The 15488-nt window shown below is 62.7% G+C and carries 14 protein-coding genes; 2 read left to right on the top strand and 12 right to left on the bottom strand.

The annotated features are described in order from the left end of the window. Positions 1-89: 89 nt before the first annotated feature. The gene (locus tag AADW22_RS06155; protein WP_407474481.1) at positions 90-1844 is read right to left on the bottom strand and encodes a glycosyltransferase family 2 protein; all 1755 of its coding nucleotides are present in this window, start codon (positions 1842-1844) and stop codon (positions 90-92) included. 75 nt (positions 1845-1919) lie between these two features. Further along, positions 1920-2726, bottom strand: a complete 807-nt coding sequence (locus AADW22_RS06150; protein ID WP_289081948.1) for a hypothetical protein — start codon at positions 2724-2726, stop codon at positions 1920-1922. A gap of 214 nt (positions 2727-2940) precedes the next feature. Between AADW22_RS06150 and AADW22_RS06145 the strand changes: the two genes are divergently transcribed. Next, entirely contained in the window at positions 2941-3957 is a 1017-nt protein-coding gene (locus AADW22_RS06145; RefSeq protein WP_407474480.1) for a glycosyltransferase family 2 protein, read from the top strand. Between the two features lie 80 nt (positions 3958-4037). Here AADW22_RS06145 and katG read toward each other — a convergent pair whose 3' ends face one another. Beyond that, positions 4038-6254, bottom strand: a complete 2217-nt coding sequence (katG, locus tag AADW22_RS06140; protein WP_407474479.1) for a catalase/peroxidase HPI — start codon at positions 6252-6254, stop codon at positions 4038-4040. 164 nt (positions 6255-6418) lie between these two features. Here katG and AADW22_RS06135 point away from each other — a divergent pair, with 164 nt between their 5' ends. Next, positions 6419-7300, top strand: coding sequence for a LysR substrate-binding domain-containing protein (locus AADW22_RS06135; protein WP_407474478.1), 882 nt, complete (start codon positions 6419-6421; stop codon positions 7298-7300). A 28-nt stretch (positions 7301-7328) separates the two neighbouring features. Here the strand turns inward: AADW22_RS06135 and AADW22_RS06130 are convergent, their stop codons facing one another. The 9 genes from AADW22_RS06130 to cobD form a co-directional block, all read right to left on the bottom strand. Beyond that, complete coding sequence (locus AADW22_RS06130; RefSeq protein ID WP_407474477.1) at positions 7329-8489, bottom strand: lytic murein transglycosylase; 1161 nt, start codon at positions 8487-8489, stop codon at positions 7329-7331. Positions 8490-8582: 93 nt separating this feature from the next. Next, entirely contained in the window at positions 8583-9056 is a 474-nt protein-coding gene (locus tag AADW22_RS06125) for a CreA family protein (RefSeq protein ID WP_407474476.1), read from the bottom strand. 67 nt (positions 9057-9123) lie between these two features. Then, a complete protein-coding gene (locus AADW22_RS06120) occupies positions 9124-10551 on the bottom strand; it encodes a DUF6880 family protein (protein WP_407474475.1) in 1428 nt (475 codons plus the stop codon). Between the two features lie 57 nt (positions 10552-10608). Further along, positions 10609-11361 carry an adenosylcobinamide-GDP ribazoletransferase gene (locus tag AADW22_RS06115; protein WP_407474474.1) on the bottom strand — a complete coding sequence of 251 codons (753 nt, stop codon included), beginning with the start codon at positions 11359-11361 and terminating at the stop codon, positions 10609-10611. Then, complete coding sequence (cobT, locus tag AADW22_RS06110; protein WP_341204906.1) at positions 11361-12386, bottom strand: nicotinate-nucleotide--dimethylbenzimidazole phosphoribosyltransferase; 1026 nt, start codon at positions 12384-12386, stop codon at positions 11361-11363. Before cobT ends, AADW22_RS06115 begins: the two co-directional genes overlap by 1 nt. Before the next feature lie 50 nt (positions 12387-12436). Further along, the gene (gene cobU, locus AADW22_RS06105; RefSeq protein ID WP_407474473.1) at positions 12437-12973 is read right to left on the bottom strand and encodes a bifunctional adenosylcobinamide kinase/adenosylcobinamide-phosphate guanylyltransferase; all 537 of its coding nucleotides are present in this window, start codon (positions 12971-12973) and stop codon (positions 12437-12439) included. Between the two features lie 54 nt (positions 12974-13027). After that, on the bottom strand, positions 13028-13651 hold the full coding sequence (cobO, locus tag AADW22_RS06100; RefSeq protein ID WP_037943712.1) for a cob(I)yrinic acid a,c-diamide adenosyltransferase: 624 nt from the start codon (positions 13649-13651) through the stop codon (positions 13028-13030). 3 nt (positions 13652-13654) lie between these two features. After that, complete coding sequence (locus AADW22_RS06095; RefSeq protein ID WP_407474472.1) at positions 13655-14509, bottom strand: ABC transporter substrate-binding protein; 855 nt, start codon at positions 14507-14509, stop codon at positions 13655-13657. Continuing rightward, complete coding sequence (gene cobD / locus AADW22_RS06090) at positions 14506-15483, bottom strand: threonine-phosphate decarboxylase CobD (RefSeq protein WP_407474471.1); 978 nt, start codon at positions 15481-15483, stop codon at positions 14506-14508. Before cobD ends, AADW22_RS06095 begins: the two co-directional genes overlap by 4 nt. Positions 15484-15488: the final 5 nt, after the last annotated feature.

Below are 15488 nucleotides of genomic sequence, written 5' to 3'. Positions count from 1 at the left end.
CCGTTTCGCGCCCCCTTCAGCATCGTTTATGTCACCATCCCCGAGGCGGCAAAAGCACCGCAGTCGCCACCCCCTTCGGGAAAGCCGTCTCAGGTCGCATGGGCAGCCTGCTTTGGCTCGATGATAACAAACTCGGGCATGCTTTGGTCCTGGTCGGGCGAAAGGCTCGGGTCTTTGACCTTGCTCCGTTGTGCATGGAACGCGGCCACGGCAGGCCCGAACAACACGACACGCGTCACCGGGCCAAGCGTCACCCGGCTAAGCAATCCGCCGCCCAGTTCCTCGTAGCTGATGCGCAGAACATCCGGCTGATGGTCCGCGATCATCTGGTTCACCCGCGCAAGGGTTTCGGCATCGTTGTCGCAGATCACCGGCGCGTTGATCATGGACAAACGGTCGCCCATTTCAAGCGCGTTATGGTCCAGCACGTCGCGCATGATCGCCAACCGCGAGCTGTTATCCTCCTGCGCGAGGACCGTCGCCTCTGACACCGTTTGCGCGGCATGAATCGACAGAAAACCGATCCCCGCACCAAGGTCGAGCACCTTTTGGCCATCCTCGACCATACGCCCGGTCATGCGCGCCATGCGTCTTTGGTATTTGCCGCGCATCACAAGCTCGAGCGTGCTTTGCGCAAAGATACGTACATCCGCAGGCAGGGCGATATCGTGGTTGGGCACCCAGTCCACCGCCGTTTGAACTGATACGTCAATGTCGCCCGGAACGAACCCGTCGCCGCCCTCTGCGACATCCGCGAATGCGGCTTCCGGCACGCTACGGCGTTCCTCGGCGGGGCGGTCGGCGACGTTTTTCTCGACCTGAGACATCAGCTTGGCGATCTCTTCGGGGTCGCGGGCCTTGGGCGGCTTGGCCACGATCTGCGTGATCGGCACCTCGGATGCCTCAAGCAGCGATTGCTTCAGCTCTGCATAGGCGTCGGTCGCGCGGTATTCTTCAAGCCGTGCCTCGACCTTTTCGATAGCGGCATAATGGAGACGCGACAGAACCGGATCAGTCAGCAGCTCCTCCATGATCTGCTTGCGCCGTTCAGTATAGCGCAGGATCTTGTCGTCGTAGACCTCGTTGCGGTCCTGCAGCGACCAGTAGTCGGCGTTATACTTGTCTTTCTTGTTGTTCACATTGCCGCGAAACTTGCGGATCGCATAGCTGTCGACCGATTTGACCGCATAGTGGTTCATCTGCGCCCATTGATAGCCCACGGTGCGCCGGATCGACCGCCAGCCGCGGAACTTGAAGTAATCCTCCATCGGCTGGCCGGATCCGTTGAGCCATTTCACAGTGTCGGGAAAGCCGGTCTCCAGATGCTTGTTCTTGATCGACGGGCGATGGATGCCGATTTTCCATTTGTCAGGGTCAAACTTGAACAGCGTCTTGACGCCCCAGCCCTTGTTCCACGTCGGCGGGGCCGCATAGAGGTATTGTTCGGTCACCGGATCGCGCGACCAATCGACCACATTGCCAGAGCCGAAGATGCGCCAGGTGATCACGATGCCGTTGGCATCCCCCGCCGCGTCCAGCATCGGGTCCAGCGTGCCGTCGCCATAGTTGATGCAGAGGAATTCATCGGCATCGAACATCAAGATCCAGTCGGCCTCGGCGACTTTGGGTTCGGCCTGCGCGTATTTCATCGCAGATGGCTGCGGCTTCACCCCTTCGGGGATATCGTTGCGCCGGTGGTAGCCCAGACCCAGCTCTTCAAGCCGGATCAGCATGTCATCGGTGCCATCGGAACAATCGTTTGTGTAAACGAGTATCTTGGTGAACCCCACGGCAAGGTGATGGGCGTACCACTCCAGCAGGAATGGTGCCTCGTCCTTCATCATAGAGATGGCCAGCAGCTTGCCGTGCCGGCTGGTGTGCGGTTTCAGATTGATGGCAAAGGCCCTTCGTAACGCGGCTTAGCGCAGCGCTTTGGACGGGTCGATCCCGATCTTTTCGCACATCCGCGCGGCATAGGAACCGGGCAGAGGTTCGTTCTTTTCCCACCACGGTTTCGTGCCATTGGTATAAAGGTGCACAGACAGGGTTTTGCCGGTGAAATGCCCTTCGACGCGGCCATGCGGGTCATAGAAGATGTCGTTCAACTGGAACGGCACCGGATACAGCACCTCGCGTTCGCTGGCTTTTTCATACTGGCCGGTCTGCTTGGCGAAATAGGTAAACGCCTGTGGGCCAAAGGCCGTACGCTCGGCATTATAGATGCGGTGCGCGTGGGTCAGTTTGGGGTCTTGGCGGTCGTATTTTTTGCGCTGGTTCTTGTTCCACCATGCGGGATAGTCCGGCAGGTTATCGTAGTAATCCAGCAGTTGATCCATCAACTCGCATTCCTGCGGCAACCCCACGACACCACAGTTGAGAGCGCCAGACATGCCGTGGCGGCCAAAGATATATTCCTGATCCTCGGGGAAAGGCTGGTGGCAGAAAGCGTCGCAGTCGATCCAGATCGCGCCGGTCTTCTGGATCATCTTGTAGCGGAACACATTCGACAGAAACGAGGCGCTGGTCGCGGCGACCAGCTCGCGGTCAATGTCCATGATCTCGGACGCGGGGCGCACCTCGACCCCTTCGGGGGCGTTGTCGACTTTATCGGCGCAATACAGGATCGTTTTATGACCTGCAACGACATGGGACTTGAGGCAAAGCTGGTTCAGATAATGAAGCTTTTCGCCAATCCAAAGGGAGGCGACAGGGCGACGGGTGTTCATGATATATGGGGCCTCTCTGGTGGCGCGAAACGCGGGGCTGAAATGCACCGTGGTGGTTTCAAATACATTGGCAGAACGATAGCTTAGCCGACCCCGGCTTGTAAACAATCCTAAGCCGACGCGGCATCGCCTGTGGCAACGATTGACTTGCCCTGACCCGCATGAGAGTCATTTACCCAACCTTTGATATCCTGACCCAAGGGACTGCCCGCCCGTGACACGTATCCTTGCCGTAACCTGCATGCGTAACGAAGGGCCCTATTGCCTAGAATGGATCGCGCATCACCGCGCGGCGGGGGTGACGGATTTTCTGATCTTTACCCATGATTGCACCGATGGCACGCCGGCCCTGCTGGACCTGCTGGATGATGTGACCCATGTGCCCTTTACCCCCGAGGGCGACACATCGGTGCAATGGCAGGCCATGCGTCTGGCCGATCGCCATGATCTGATGAAACAGGCCGATTGGGCGCTGTTTTTCGACGCGGATGAGTTTCTAACCCTCGCAGCACCGATGCGCGGGCTGCCCGATCTGATCGCCTCTGTCCCCGCGGATACCGACGCGATTGCCCTGCCGTGGCGGTTTTTCGGCGCGGACGGGCAAGAGGCGTTGCAAGATATGCTCACCCCGCTGCGGTTTCGCCATGCGGCCCCTGATCCGTTCTTTCTGCCTGCGGGAAGCTTCTTCAAGACCCTGCACCGGCCCGCTGCCTTTCAGAAGCTCGGCGTGCATCGGCCCAAGAAAAAGCGCGGTGTCAGCCCGCTGTGGAATCTCGGGGGTGTTCAGGCCGCCCCCGGGGGCTTTGCCGAAAATGACAACCGGATCAACCTGTTCGGCGTGATGCAGAGCCAAGCGCGCGCGCGGCTGAACCACTATTCCCTGCGCTCGGCGGGCGAGTTTATGGTCAAGCGCGGGCGCGGCCTGCCCAACCGGACGACAAAGCGGCTGGATCTGCATTACTGGGCGGAGCGTAATTTCAACACCGTCGCTGACACGATGATCGACCCGATGCTGGACGCCACACTGGCAGAGTTTGCCCGCCTGCGCGCCCTGCCCGGTGTGGCCGACGCGCACGCGCGGGCGGCGCAGTGGCACCATGACAGCTTTGCCGCATTGATGACCGATCCGGCGGAAGTACAATTCTACTGGCATCTGCTGTTGCTGGGCGGCAGCACCCCACCCACGGCAAAGCAGGCACAGGCCCATCTGCTACGCCACGCGGGCAGCTAAGCCCTGTTTCATCTGACACCACGACCCAAAAAAGGGCGCGACCGGATACCGGCCGCGCCCTTGGCACTCGTTACCTACCCTTAGGCGAGGTCAAAACGGTCGAGGTTCATCACCTTCGTCCAGGCGGCGATGAAATCGGTCACGAATTTGTCTTTCGCGACATCACCTGCATAGACCTCTGCAATCGCGCGCAGCTGCGAGTTCGACCCGAAAAGCAGATCAACAGCGGTCCCGGTGTGCTTCAGCTCACCCGTGGCGCGGTCGCGGCCTTCATAGATGTCGTCCGTCGCGGTCTCTTCCGCCTTCGACCACACGGTGCCCATATCCAGCAATGTGGTGAAGAAGTCGTTGTTCAGCGTGCCGGGCGCATCGGTGAACACGCCGTGTTTGGCGCGACCCACGTTCACGTCCAGTGCACGCATCCCCCCGACCAGAACCGTCATCTCTGGCGCGGTCAGCGTCAGAAGCTGGGCGCGGTCGACCAGCAGCTCTGCCGTGGTGACCGAATAGCGGTTCTTGGCAAAGTTGCGGAAGCCGTCGGTGACGGGTTCAAGATAGGCGACGGAGTCAACCTCGGTCTGTTCAAGCGAGGCATCGCCGCGGCCCGGTGCGAAGGGCACGGTCACGTCATGGCCCGCGTCCTTGGCGGCTTTCTCGATCCCGGCGGCACCGGCCAGCACGATCAGGTCAGCGACAGAGATTTCTTTGTCCCCCGACTGCGCGTTGTTGAAGTCTGCGCGGATCGTTTCCAGCACGCCAAGCACTTTGGCCAACTGATCGGGTTCGTTCACCGGCCAGTCTTTCTGCGGTGCCAGACGGATGCGCGCGCCATTTGCACCGCCGCGCTTGTCGGACCCGCGGAAGGTCGCGGCAGAGCCCCAAGCGGTGGCCACCAGTTCCTGAACGCTCAGCCCCGACTCCAGCACTTTGGCTTTCAGCGATGCCACATCTGCGTCATCGACCAGCGTATGCGTCACGGCGGGGATCGGATCCTGCCAGATCAGCTCTTCGCTGGGAACGTCCTTGCCCAGATAGCGGGCAATCGGTCCCATGTCGCGGTGGGTCAGCTTGAACCATGCACGGGCAAATGCGTCGGCAAATTCCTCAGGATTCTCATGAAAGCGCGTCGAGATTTTGAAATACTCGGGGTCTTCGCGCAGCGCGAGGTCAGAGGTGAACATGATAGGCGCGTGACGTTTGGACGGATCATGCGCATCCGGCACGGTGCCTGCGGCGTCGCCGTTCTTTGGGGTCCACTGTACGGCACCGGCAGGGCTTTTGGTCATTTCCCAGTCGAGCCCGAGCAGGTTGTCGAAATAGGTCATGTCCCAGCTGATCGGGTTCTGCGACCATGCGCCTTCAAGCCCGCTGGTCAGGGCGTGGATGCCGTGGCCTGTCTCGTGCTTGTTGGTCCAGCCAAAGCCCTGTGCTTCCAATGGCGAGGCTTCGGGATCGGGGCCGGCATTTTCGCCGCCCACGGCACCATGCGCCTTACCAAAGGTGTGACCACCCGCGATCAGCGCGACGGTTTCATAGTCGTTCATTGCCATCCGACCAAAGGTGTCGCGGATGTCATTGGCCGACCCTTGCAGGTCGGGTTTGCCGTCCGGCCCTTCGGGGTTCACATAGATCAGGCCCATCTGCACAGCGGCCAGCGGGTCTTCCAACGCGCGTTCCTGGCTGTAGCGTTTGTTGCCCAGCCATTCGTCTTCGGGGCCCCAATAGACATCCTCTTCGGGTTCCCAACGGTCCACGCGGCCACCGGCGAAGCCGAATGTTTTCAGCCCCATCGATTCCAGCGCGATATTCCCGCACAGGATGATCAGGTCACCCCAGGAAATCTGGTTGCCGTATTTTTGCTTGATCGGCCACAGCAGGCGGCGCGCCTTGTCGAGGTTGGCGTTATCCGGCCAGCTGTTGAGCGGCGCGAAACGCTGCGTGCCTGTGCTGGACCCGCCACGGCCATCCGCTGTCCGGTAGGTGCCTGCCGCGTGCCATGCCATACGGATGAAGAACGGGCCATAGTGACCATAGTCCGCGGGCCACCAGTCTTGCGAATCCGTCATCAGCGCATGCAAGTCAGCCTTGACCGCGTCAACGTCGAGCTTCTTGAACTCTTCGGCATAGTCAAAGTCTGGCCCAAGCGGGTTCGAATCGATGGTGTTCTGGTGCAGCAGCTTGAGGTTCAGCTGGTTCGGCCACCATTCGTTCAACGACCGCGCACCGCGCTTTGAGTTGCGGCCGTGGCTGCCGACGACCGGGCATTTGCTGATGTTTTCGACGTCATTTCCGTCCATGGTGGTCTCCGATATTATCTGTCTGGTGCGCGGTTTTGCACCGCGTCACGGGGGATGGATGTCGGGGGCGCGATACAGTCTGCCCCGTCTTTCTGGAATTGTTCTAACAGCAGTTATTGATTAGTTTAAGTTGGCATTTCCTATCAGTTTGATAATAATTAACTATGACCAACATCACCCTTAAACAGCTTCGCTACTTTGAGGCCGTTGCCCATCACCGTCACTTTGGCCACGCCGCCGAGGCCTGCGCGATCTCGCAGCCCGCCTTATCCGTGCAAATCAAGGAGTTGGAGCAGAACTTGCAAACGCCTCTCTTTGATCGCGGCGGGCGGAATATCACATTGACCAGCTTTGGCGTCGATTTCGCGCCGCGCGCGCGGGCGATCCTGCAGGGGGTGGACGAGCTTCAGGATATGGCGCGCGCCTCCAAGGACGGGCTGATGGGCCGGCTGAGAATCGGCATCATCCCCACCATCGGCCCCTATCTGCTGCCCTCGATCATCACCAAGCTGACCCGGATGAACCCCGCGCTGGATATCCACGTGCGCGAAACCATGACCCCGCGGCTGATCACCGAGCTGACCGAGGGGCGCATCGACACTGCCATCGTCGCCCTGCCCGTGTCAGAACCCTCCCTGACCGAAGTCACCCTGTTTGACGAGAAATTCATGCTGGTGCGCCCCGAGGCTGATCGCGGCAAGCCGATCCCCAGCAGCGCACATTTGAACGAGATGAAGTTACTGCTGCTTGAGGAAGGGCATTGCTTTCGCGATCAGGCGCTGTCGTTTTGCGATATGCAGTCGGAAACCGCGCGCGAGGGGCTGGATGCGAGCTCCCTGTCCACGCTGGTGCAGATGGTCGACGCGGGCATCGGCGTGACGCTGATCCCCGAGATGGCCGTCGCCGTGGAAACGCGGTCGGCGCAGGTGGCGGTCAACGCCTTTCCCGCGCCCGAACCGACGCGCCGTGTGGGGATGATCTGGCGCAAGACCAGCCCGCTGGCCAGCAAACTGTCCGAAATCGCCGATCTGATCCGCCCGAGCTAAGCGGGCGGATCATCGTTTCATCGCGGTATCAGCCCAACCGCGCCAGCAGCGCGCGCGACGGGTCACCGGTTGCGGGCAGCCCCTGGCTTTGCTGATAGGCGGTGATCGCCTTGCGGCTGTTCGGGCCGATCACACCATCGGTGCCGTCTGTGTCAAAGCCGCGGGCGGTCAGCCGTTCTTGCAACGCCTTGCGGTCGTCAATGGTCAGCCCGTATTTATCGGGGCCAAAGCTGGCCTGAATAGGCCCGCCCCCTGCGATACGATCCGACAGATGCCCGACGCCAATCGCGTAATTGTCCGAATTGTTATAGCGCTTGATCGCCTTGAAGTTGTTAAAGATCGCAAAGCGCGGCCCGCCCGCATCCGGCTGGAGGATCTGCACCGGCGTAGCAGAGCTTGCCGCCGCGGTGCCCATCTCTGCGCCCCATTTCTGGCCGGACTTCCAGCCCGACTTCGCCAGATAGGCGGCGGTGGAGGCCAGCGAATCCGACGGGTCGTCAGACCAGATGTCGCGTTTGCCGTCGCCGGTGAAATCTACCGCGAAGGATTGATAGGAGGTGGGGATGAACTGCGTGTGGCCCATGGCACCGGCCCAGCTTCCGGTCAGACCGGCAGCCGAGACATCGCCGCGCTCAAGGATACGCAGCGCCGCGATCAGTTGTTTCTCGAAAAAGGCCCCGCGACGCCCGTCATAGGCCAGCGTCGATGTCGCCGACACGACCGGCACATTCCCGCGCCGTTCCCCGTAAAAGCTTTCCAGCCCCCACACGGCGGTGACGACTTCGGCAGGCACGCCGTAGCGCGCCTCTATCTGGCGCAGCACGCCTTGGTGGCGCGCGAATGCCGCGCGCCCCTTGGTGACACGCTCGTCCGATGCCGCAATGGCAAGGTAATCTTCAAGCGAGCGGCTGAATTCCGTCTGGTTGCGGTCCCGTTTGACCACCCCAGGTAGATAGCCCGCCCCCGCAAAGCCACGACGCAGCGTGCTGTCGGAAATGCCCTGCGCCGCAGCGCGTGACTTGAACGCCGAAACCCACGCGTCATAGCCCGCGTTCGGTTGGGGTTGCAGGTCCGGTGCCAGCCCCGCATCGCTGCGCGGCGCAAAGCTGCCTGCCCTGTTGCCGGTGCTACAGGCCGCAAGACCCAATGCTGCCAATCCGACGGTGAAACTTCTTCGAGAAATGCTCATACTGCCCGCGCCCTTGTTTGTTATGACTTCGGCATAGAATAGCCGAAGCATGGGGGCGGGCAAAGCGGATGATACGCCTTGGCAAAGCTTTGCCTATTTGGTCGGCACATAGAGCGGCACGGTCGACATCGACATTTTGGCAGACCCGTTCTGCACATCGCGCGCGTGGCTGATATAGACCAAGGTGTTGTTTTTCTCGTCGAAAATCCGTTTGACCTTCAGCGTCTTGAAGATCACGGACCGGCGTTCGCTAAACACCGTCTCGCCCTCGTCATCGCGCGAGATGTCCCCAATCTCGATCGGGCCGGTCTGGCGGCAAGAGATGGAGGAATTCGACGGGTCCTCGAACCAATTACCCTTTTGCAGCCGGTCGATCAGGCCGCGTTCAAAATAGGCCAGATGGCAGGTAACGCCCTTGACCTCGGGGTCTTGGACCGCCTCTACCACGATGTCATTGCCCAGCCAGTCCACATCGACATTGCCCACCACATCAGCGGTAGCTGCAAGAGGAAGGGCAAAGCCAAGGGCGGCAATGGCGGCGAAGGCGGCGCGTTTGAAAATACTCATGCATCCATACGCGCGGCGTGCCTGTTGGTTCCCGCGTCGCCGCAAGAAAAGACCCAGCACGCGCAGATCAGGTGACCCGCGTCCAGAACCCCGCCTTATGGGCATAGCGTTTGCGCAAACGCCGGACAAAGGCGTCGTGGCTTTCGAAAGCTCCGTAATCCTCTATCTCGATATCCGCGGCGGCGCAGTCCATCAGGTGATCTGCCGCCAGCGCGTAGCGCGACTTGGCGCTTTCCCACAGCGCGGCTTCGATCATGGCGCGCCAACACAGCGCTGCCGCCAGAGGATGGCGCGCCCGCAGCGCATCGGCGGCATCAGAGAGAGGGGCGACATGGGTGCCATTCAACGTCTCGGCGCGCGCTTCGATCATCGCTGCAAGCCCGCGCAGGTCGGGCCACGCGAGGAAAAAGGCGATCGCCGCGTTGAGATCCTTGAACGTGGCCGCATGGGCCTTGGCGGCCTCCTCTACCTCAAGATCATCGAAATCCGGTAGCTGTTTGAGGTGCGCCCGCAGCATCTCTGGGTCGAGCGTTTCGGTAAAACAGCGCCAGCGGTGGGCTTGCGCCTCGTCCTCGCGCCCCGATGCGATCAGCGCGTGGATATAGGCCGCGTCCCACGCCTGCCGCCCCGCCTCTTTCCCCTTGGGGCGCGCACCCTCAAGAACATCAAGCGCGGCATCGTGATTGCCAGCGGCCGACCAGAGCGCCGCCACCTCGACCGCAACGGTGGGCCGCGCCAGATCGGTGGGTGAAAACAGCGAGATGTAGGTCTCCGTATCGCCCTGCGCCAAGGCCACCTCGCGCAGGTGCATCTGGACAAAGCGTTTCTTGCGTTGCGCGGCGTAGTTTGCATTGCGCCCGCGCAGCTCGCGCAGGAATTGCAAGGCGGGGTGATCCTCTGTCGCGTCCAGTGGCGCCGCGTCAAAGCTTTGGATCAGCCCCTTCAGATGTGCGAGCCCCTTGTCGCCCAAGGATGGGGCAATGCGCGTGATAATCCCGTCAAAAGCGCCGTCGGTATTCCCCTGCACCGCCTCCCACGTGCGTTCCGCCAGCGCGATCGGGTCTAGCGGGGCGCGGGCGGCAATCTGGCCGATCTCAGCAAGCGCGTCAGTAAAGACGGCTCCCACGTCCCCCTTGCTGTCGTCCACCCGATCCATGACCGAAGGGGCAAGCGCTAGAAACTCCCACAGCAGGTCGAAGGCGTCGGCGGGGGCGTCTGGGGCGATCTTGTCGATGATCATCGCGGATTGGGTGCGCAGGTCTTTGATCAGCGCAGTCCGCTTGCGCCACCCGACATAGCTTTTGGCCCGCCGGATCGTGACCAGCCGCTTGCGCACATCGCGCGCCAGTTCAGCGGGGCCGAGGTTGTGGCTCAACTCAAGCCGCAGACGGCGTTTCATATCGGCGCTGCCGGTGCTGACCTCGATCAACAGTTCGGCCAGCCGCTCCGCCCCGAGGGCGGCAAGATTTGCGGTGTTCAGGGTCTTTTTCGACATGGGCCCTTGCTACATCGGATTTGCGGCCGGTCAAAGGGGGCGCGCGGCTCGGACGCGTCAGGCAAAGAGATAGACGGTGACGCCCCAGCCCGCCAGTTCGGCCAGTTTCTGCATCGCGCCGATCACGTCGCCGGTCTGCCCGCCGATTTGCCGCAGCGCCAGCGCGGCCACCAGCGCGGTGGCCACGACGACCCCCGCAAAGATCACCGCCGCCGCGCCAAAGCCCAAGGGCAGCAGCCCAATCAAGCCAAAGGCGACCGCGATATAGACGCAAGTCGCCGGCACCTGCGCCGCGCCGTGCCCCAGCCCGTCGGCCCGCGCGGCGGGCATCCGCGCCAGCCAGAACGGCAGCATCGCGCGGCTGGCCATCGACAGACCAAGCGCGGCAGGCACGACCAGTGCAGGATGATCCAGCCGTGCGATCAGCGCCACCTGCAGCGCCACCGTCAGGATCAGGGCCATCACCCCGTAGCTGCCAATGCGGCTGTCGCGCATAATCTCGAGCTTGCGCGCGCGGGTCTGCCCGCCGCCGAACCCGTCGGCCATATCGGCCAGCCCGTCTTCGTGCATCGCGCCGGTCAGCAGTGTCGTGGCAAAGATCAGACCAAGGGCCGCAACTGTCGGGCCAAAGCCCGCCGCGTGCAGCGCCCAGTAGATCAGACTGGCTGGCAGCATCGCGACCGCCCCCGCCAAAGGCCAGCCCCAGGCCGAGGCTCCTGTCGCGGGGATCGGATCGCGCAGATATCCCACGGGGATACGGGTCAGCAGCAGCATCGCCAGCCGCGCCTCGGCCACCCGGGCGCGCAGCATCAGCCGTCCGCCACGCCGGCTTCGGCAAAGGTCGCCATGCCGCTATGGCACGCCAGCGCCGAGCGCAGGATACCAAGCGCCAGCGCGGCGCCCGATCCTTCGCCCAACCGCATGTCGAAATCGAGCACGGCCGTCTTGCCGATCGCATCCAGAAGACGTTTATGCCCGGGCTCGACGCTCAGGTGCCCGATCAGACAATGGTCCAGCGCCGCAGGGGCAAGCGCGAAGAGCGGTGCGACAGAGGCGGTGCAGATGAACCCGTCAAGGATCACCGGAATACGCCGTTGCCGTGCGGCCAGCACCGCGCCGCAGATCGCCGCCTGCTCGCGCCCGCCCAAGGTCATCAGGATAGACGCCCCATCCTGCGGGGTGGCGGCGTGGCGGGCAAGTCCGCGGGTGATGGCGTCGACCTTGCGGCGCAGACCTTCGTCGTCCGAACCGGTGCCACGCCCGACCCAATCTTGCACAGCCCCACCAAAGACCGCCGCCGTCAGCGCTGCCGCGACGGTGGAATTCCCGATCCCCATTTCGCCCAGGATCAAGACACTGGCCGCCGGATGCAGCGCCGCCGCCCCTGCGTTAAGAGCCGCGACACAGTCCGCCTCGGTCATCGCGGGGCCTTGCGTGAAATCGGCCGTGGGGCGGTCAAGGTCCAGATCAATCACCGACAGCTGCGCGTCATTGGTGCGGCACAGCTGGTTGATCGCAGCGCCCCCCGCCTTGAAGTTCTGCACCATCTGGGCCGTCACCTCTTGCGGGAAAGGGTTCACCCCCTGCGCGCAGATCCCGTGGTTACCGGCAAAGACGAGGGCCTGCGCCATGTCGATCTGCGGCACCGCCTGTTGCTGCCAACCCGCCATGAACACCGCCAGTTCCTCCAGCCGGCCCAGCGATCCGGGCGGTTTGGTCAGCGCATTCTGCCGGTCGCGCGCGGCGTCTTGAGCGACGGCATCAACCTGAGGCAAATCGCGGGTCAGCGCGTCAAGGTCGGACAGGGAAGTCAGGGGAAAAGTCACATGCGCCATGCAAAGGGGTCTCTTTCGTTTGGAAATCTATCGTATGTCGGGATCATGGGTCAGGCAAGCGAGGCCGGAGCCTGCGCACTGCCCTTCAGCGTCAGGGGCAGACCACAGCTGACCAACACGACATGCCCCGCCACCGCTGCAATGCGCTGGTTCATCAGGCCCGAGGCATCGCGGTAGCGCCGTGCCAGCGCGGACATCGGCACGATGCCCCCGCCCACCTCATTCGTGACCAGCACCACCGGAGAGGACTGTGTGCGCAAGCTGTCCAGCATTTTTTCAAGCTCCGCCTGCCAGTCGCGTTCGGCGTGCATCACGTTGGACAGCCACAGCGTCATACAATCGACCAGACGCGCGCCCGCCCCATCGGTGCGCATCAGCGCGCCGCATAGATCAAGGGGCTCCTCCACCGTGTCCCAACCGTCACCGCGTTGCACCTTATGTGCGGCGATGCGGTCCTCCATCTCGGGGTCGAAGGCCTGGCTGGTGGCAATATAGACCAGCGGCAGCCCGTAGGCGCGTAGGTGGTTTTCGGCAAAAAGGCTCTTGCCCGATTTTGCTCCGCCGGTGACCAGCGTGATCTTGTCCATGATATCCGCCCTTTGCCAAGCGGGGCGCGGGCGAATGCCCTGCCCCGGTGGCGATCAGAATTCCACACCGGCCTGTGCGGCGATACCCTGTTTGCGGAAAGGATGTTTGATTTCCTTCATCTCGGTCACCAGATCCGCAATCTCGATCAAGGCGTCGGGCGCGTTGCGGCCGGTGATCACCACATGGGTCATATGCGGCTTCTCGGCCTGCAGGAAATCGACCACATCCTGCACGTCGATATAGCCATAGCGCAGCGCGATGTTGAGCTCGTCGAGCAGCACCATGCGGTTGTTGGGGTCGCGGATCAGCTCTTTGGCTTTTTCCCATGCGCGTCCGGCGGCGGCGATGTCGCGTTCGCGGTCTTGCGTGTCCCAGGTAAAGCCCTCGCCCATCACATAGACCTGACAGATATCGCTAAAGCGGTCCTCAAGCAGTTGACGGTCCGCGGACACCCGTGCGCCCTTGATGAACTGCACCAGCGCGCAGGGGAACCCGTGCCCGATGCAGCGCATGATCATCCCGAAGGCAGAGCTGCTTTTACCCTTGCCGGTCCCGGTGTGGACGATGATCAACCCCTTGGTCACGGTCTTTTCCGCCATCATCTTGGCGCGGGCCGTCTGGACCTTCGCCATCTTTTCGGCGTGGCGCTTGTTCTGGTCTGGGGTGCTGTCGGTCATCTGTTATCTCTCCTCGTGGCGTATCTGGTTGCCTGCCCTGCGTACGTCTTGCACCGCCCGCAGCGCCAACGGCGTGCCGCAGACCCAATCTGGCGAGCTATACACCATCCGGCCGGTCTTGGCGTATTGTGCGAGCGCAGGATGTAGCATGATCTCTTCGGATCGGGAACCTCCGGGATAGGGGGTCGTGGTGACCAGAACATCGGGGGCATTCATCACCAGGTCTTCCAGCGCCAGACGCCCGCTGTTCCGGCGTCCGAGTTTCTCCGAGAGGTTGCGCAGTCCGCCGGTGGTCACGATGTCGTGGCCCAAAGTATCCACCCCCAGCGAATAGCCGTTCGGGTAATAGAACGCCGCAACAGGGGCATCGGGGGTCAGGGCGGGCTGCGCGGCCAATGTCTGTTCGACGTCGCGGGCCATCGCTTCTGCCCGCGCGGGCTGTTGCAAGAGGTCGCCCATCCACCGGATCTGCGCGGGAATATCGTCAAGCGCCTTGGTGATCGGCATCTGCTCTACCCGCAGGCCAAGGTGGCGCAGCATCGCGAGGGTCGCTTTGTCGGAGTATTGCCCTGCCAACACCAGATCCGGCGCGGAAAGGTATATTTCTTCTGCACCGCCCGCGTTCTGCGGATGTGCCGAGGCTTCCTGCGCCAACGACGACGATCGCGGATCGCGCGCCAATCGGCTGAGAGAGGTGATTTGATCAGGATCCGCCAGCAGCAGTACCATCTGGTCCGTGCACAGGTTCATCGACACCACACGGGGCAGGTCTGCGGCGCGGGTTGACGTCGCGGCTATCAGGGCGGCCACCAGCCCCAGCAGCACCCGCCGCCCTGTCAGAGTGATCCGCCGGATCACGCGCCGTCTTTCAGCGCGGTCTCTAACCGGGCCCAATCACCGGCCGGACCGGGCAGGCCCAGACGGATCCAGCTGTCGGAATAGGGGAAGATCCGCGACCAGATGTGATGTCCGGCCAAGGCATTTTGCGCAGCCGTGGCATCCGGCGTCGCGTAGGAGCGAAACAGCGGGGTGCCGCCTACCAGCCCCCACCCTGCCCGCGCCGCCATCGCATCCAATTGCGCCGCCTCGCCTTGCAGGCGCGCGGTGGTCTGCGCCGCCCAGTCAGCATCGTTCAGCGCGCACAAGGCGACCTCTATCGCCATGCCGGAAACCGGCCATGGCCCCGTCATCGCGCGCAGCCTTTCGGCCAAAGGCTCTGCCGCCAGCACAAAACCCAAGCGCAGCCCCGCCAGCCCGTAGAACTTGCCAAAGGACCGCATCACAAGGATATTTTTCGGCAGTTCGGCCCCGCCGCGGACCAGCGACACCTCTGGATCGGGGTCGGCAAAGCTTTCATCCACGATCAAAAGCTCGACCGTTTCGGCAAGCGCGCGCAAGGCGTCAGGGGCGTGGCGCTGCCCGTCGGGGTTGTTCGGGTTGACCACTACGGCAAGGGCATACCCTTCAAGCGCGGCAAGATCCGTGGCTTCGGTGACCTGCCAGCCTTCGGCCCGTAGTGCGGCGGCATGTTCGTTATAGGTGGGCGACAGGATCGCGGCTTGCCCGGGCGCGATCAGACGCGGCACCAGCTGGATCGCCGCCTGCGCCCCTGACACTGGCACAACAGCACAGCTTGCACCATAGGCCCGCCGCGCGGCGTCTTCCAGCGCGCCAAGGGCACTGGGTTCAGGCAGACGGGTCCATGCCTCTGGCGAGATCGGCCCCACCGGATAGGGCACCGTGTTGATCCCCGTGGACAGATCGATCCAATCGGCGCGGTCGCCGCCGAACGCCTTGATCGCCCCATCCAGATTGCCGCCGTGATCCCGCATCGCTT

Origin of the sequence: Sulfitobacter sp. PM12 (assembly GCF_045586035.1) — a bacterium.
Classification (GTDB): Bacteria; Pseudomonadota; Alphaproteobacteria; order Rhodobacterales; family Rhodobacteraceae; genus Sulfitobacter; species Sulfitobacter pontiacus.
The sequence above is the reverse complement of the archived record's forward strand: the minus strand, read 5'-3'. Positions and strand labels throughout refer to the sequence as shown.

Coding starts and splice junctions, on each gene's coding strand:
- AADW22_RS06120 (WP_407474475.1), bottom strand. CDS start 10,551: ATGTCGAAAAAGACCCTGAACACCGCAAATCTTGCCGCCCTCGGGGCG.
- cobO (WP_037943712.1), bottom strand. CDS start 13,651: ATGACCGACAGCACCCCAGACCAGAACAAGCGCCACGCCGAAAAGATG.
- AADW22_RS06130 (WP_407474477.1), bottom strand. CDS start 8,489: ATGAGCATTTCTCGAAGAAGTTTCACCGTCGGATTGGCAGCATTGGGT.
- AADW22_RS06125 (WP_407474476.1), bottom strand. CDS start 9,056: ATGAGTATTTTCAAACGCGCCGCCTTCGCCGCCATTGCCGCCCTTGGC.
- cobT (WP_341204906.1), bottom strand. CDS start 12,386: ATGGCGCATGTGACTTTTCCCCTGACTTCCCTGTCCGACCTTGACGCG.
- cobD (WP_407474471.1), bottom strand. CDS start 15,483: ATGCGGGATCACGGCGGCAATCTGGATGGGGCGATCAAGGCGTTCGGC.
- AADW22_RS06150 (WP_289081948.1), bottom strand. CDS start 2,726: ATGAACACCCGTCGCCCTGTCGCCTCCCTTTGGATTGGCGAAAAGCTT.
- AADW22_RS06135 (WP_407474478.1), top strand. CDS start 6,419: ATGACCAACATCACCCTTAAACAGCTTCGCTACTTTGAGGCCGTTGCC.
- cobU (WP_407474473.1), bottom strand. CDS start 12,973: ATGGACAAGATCACGCTGGTCACCGGCGGAGCAAAATCGGGCAAGAGC.
- AADW22_RS06115 (WP_407474474.1), bottom strand. CDS start 11,361: ATGCTGCGCGCCCGGGTGGCCGAGGCGCGGCTGGCGATGCTGCTGCTG.
- AADW22_RS06155 (WP_407474481.1), bottom strand. CDS start 1,844: ATGATGAAGGACGAGGCACCATTCCTGCTGGAGTGGTACGCCCATCAC.
- katG (WP_407474479.1), bottom strand. CDS start 6,254: ATGGACGGAAATGACGTCGAAAACATCAGCAAATGCCCGGTCGTCGGC.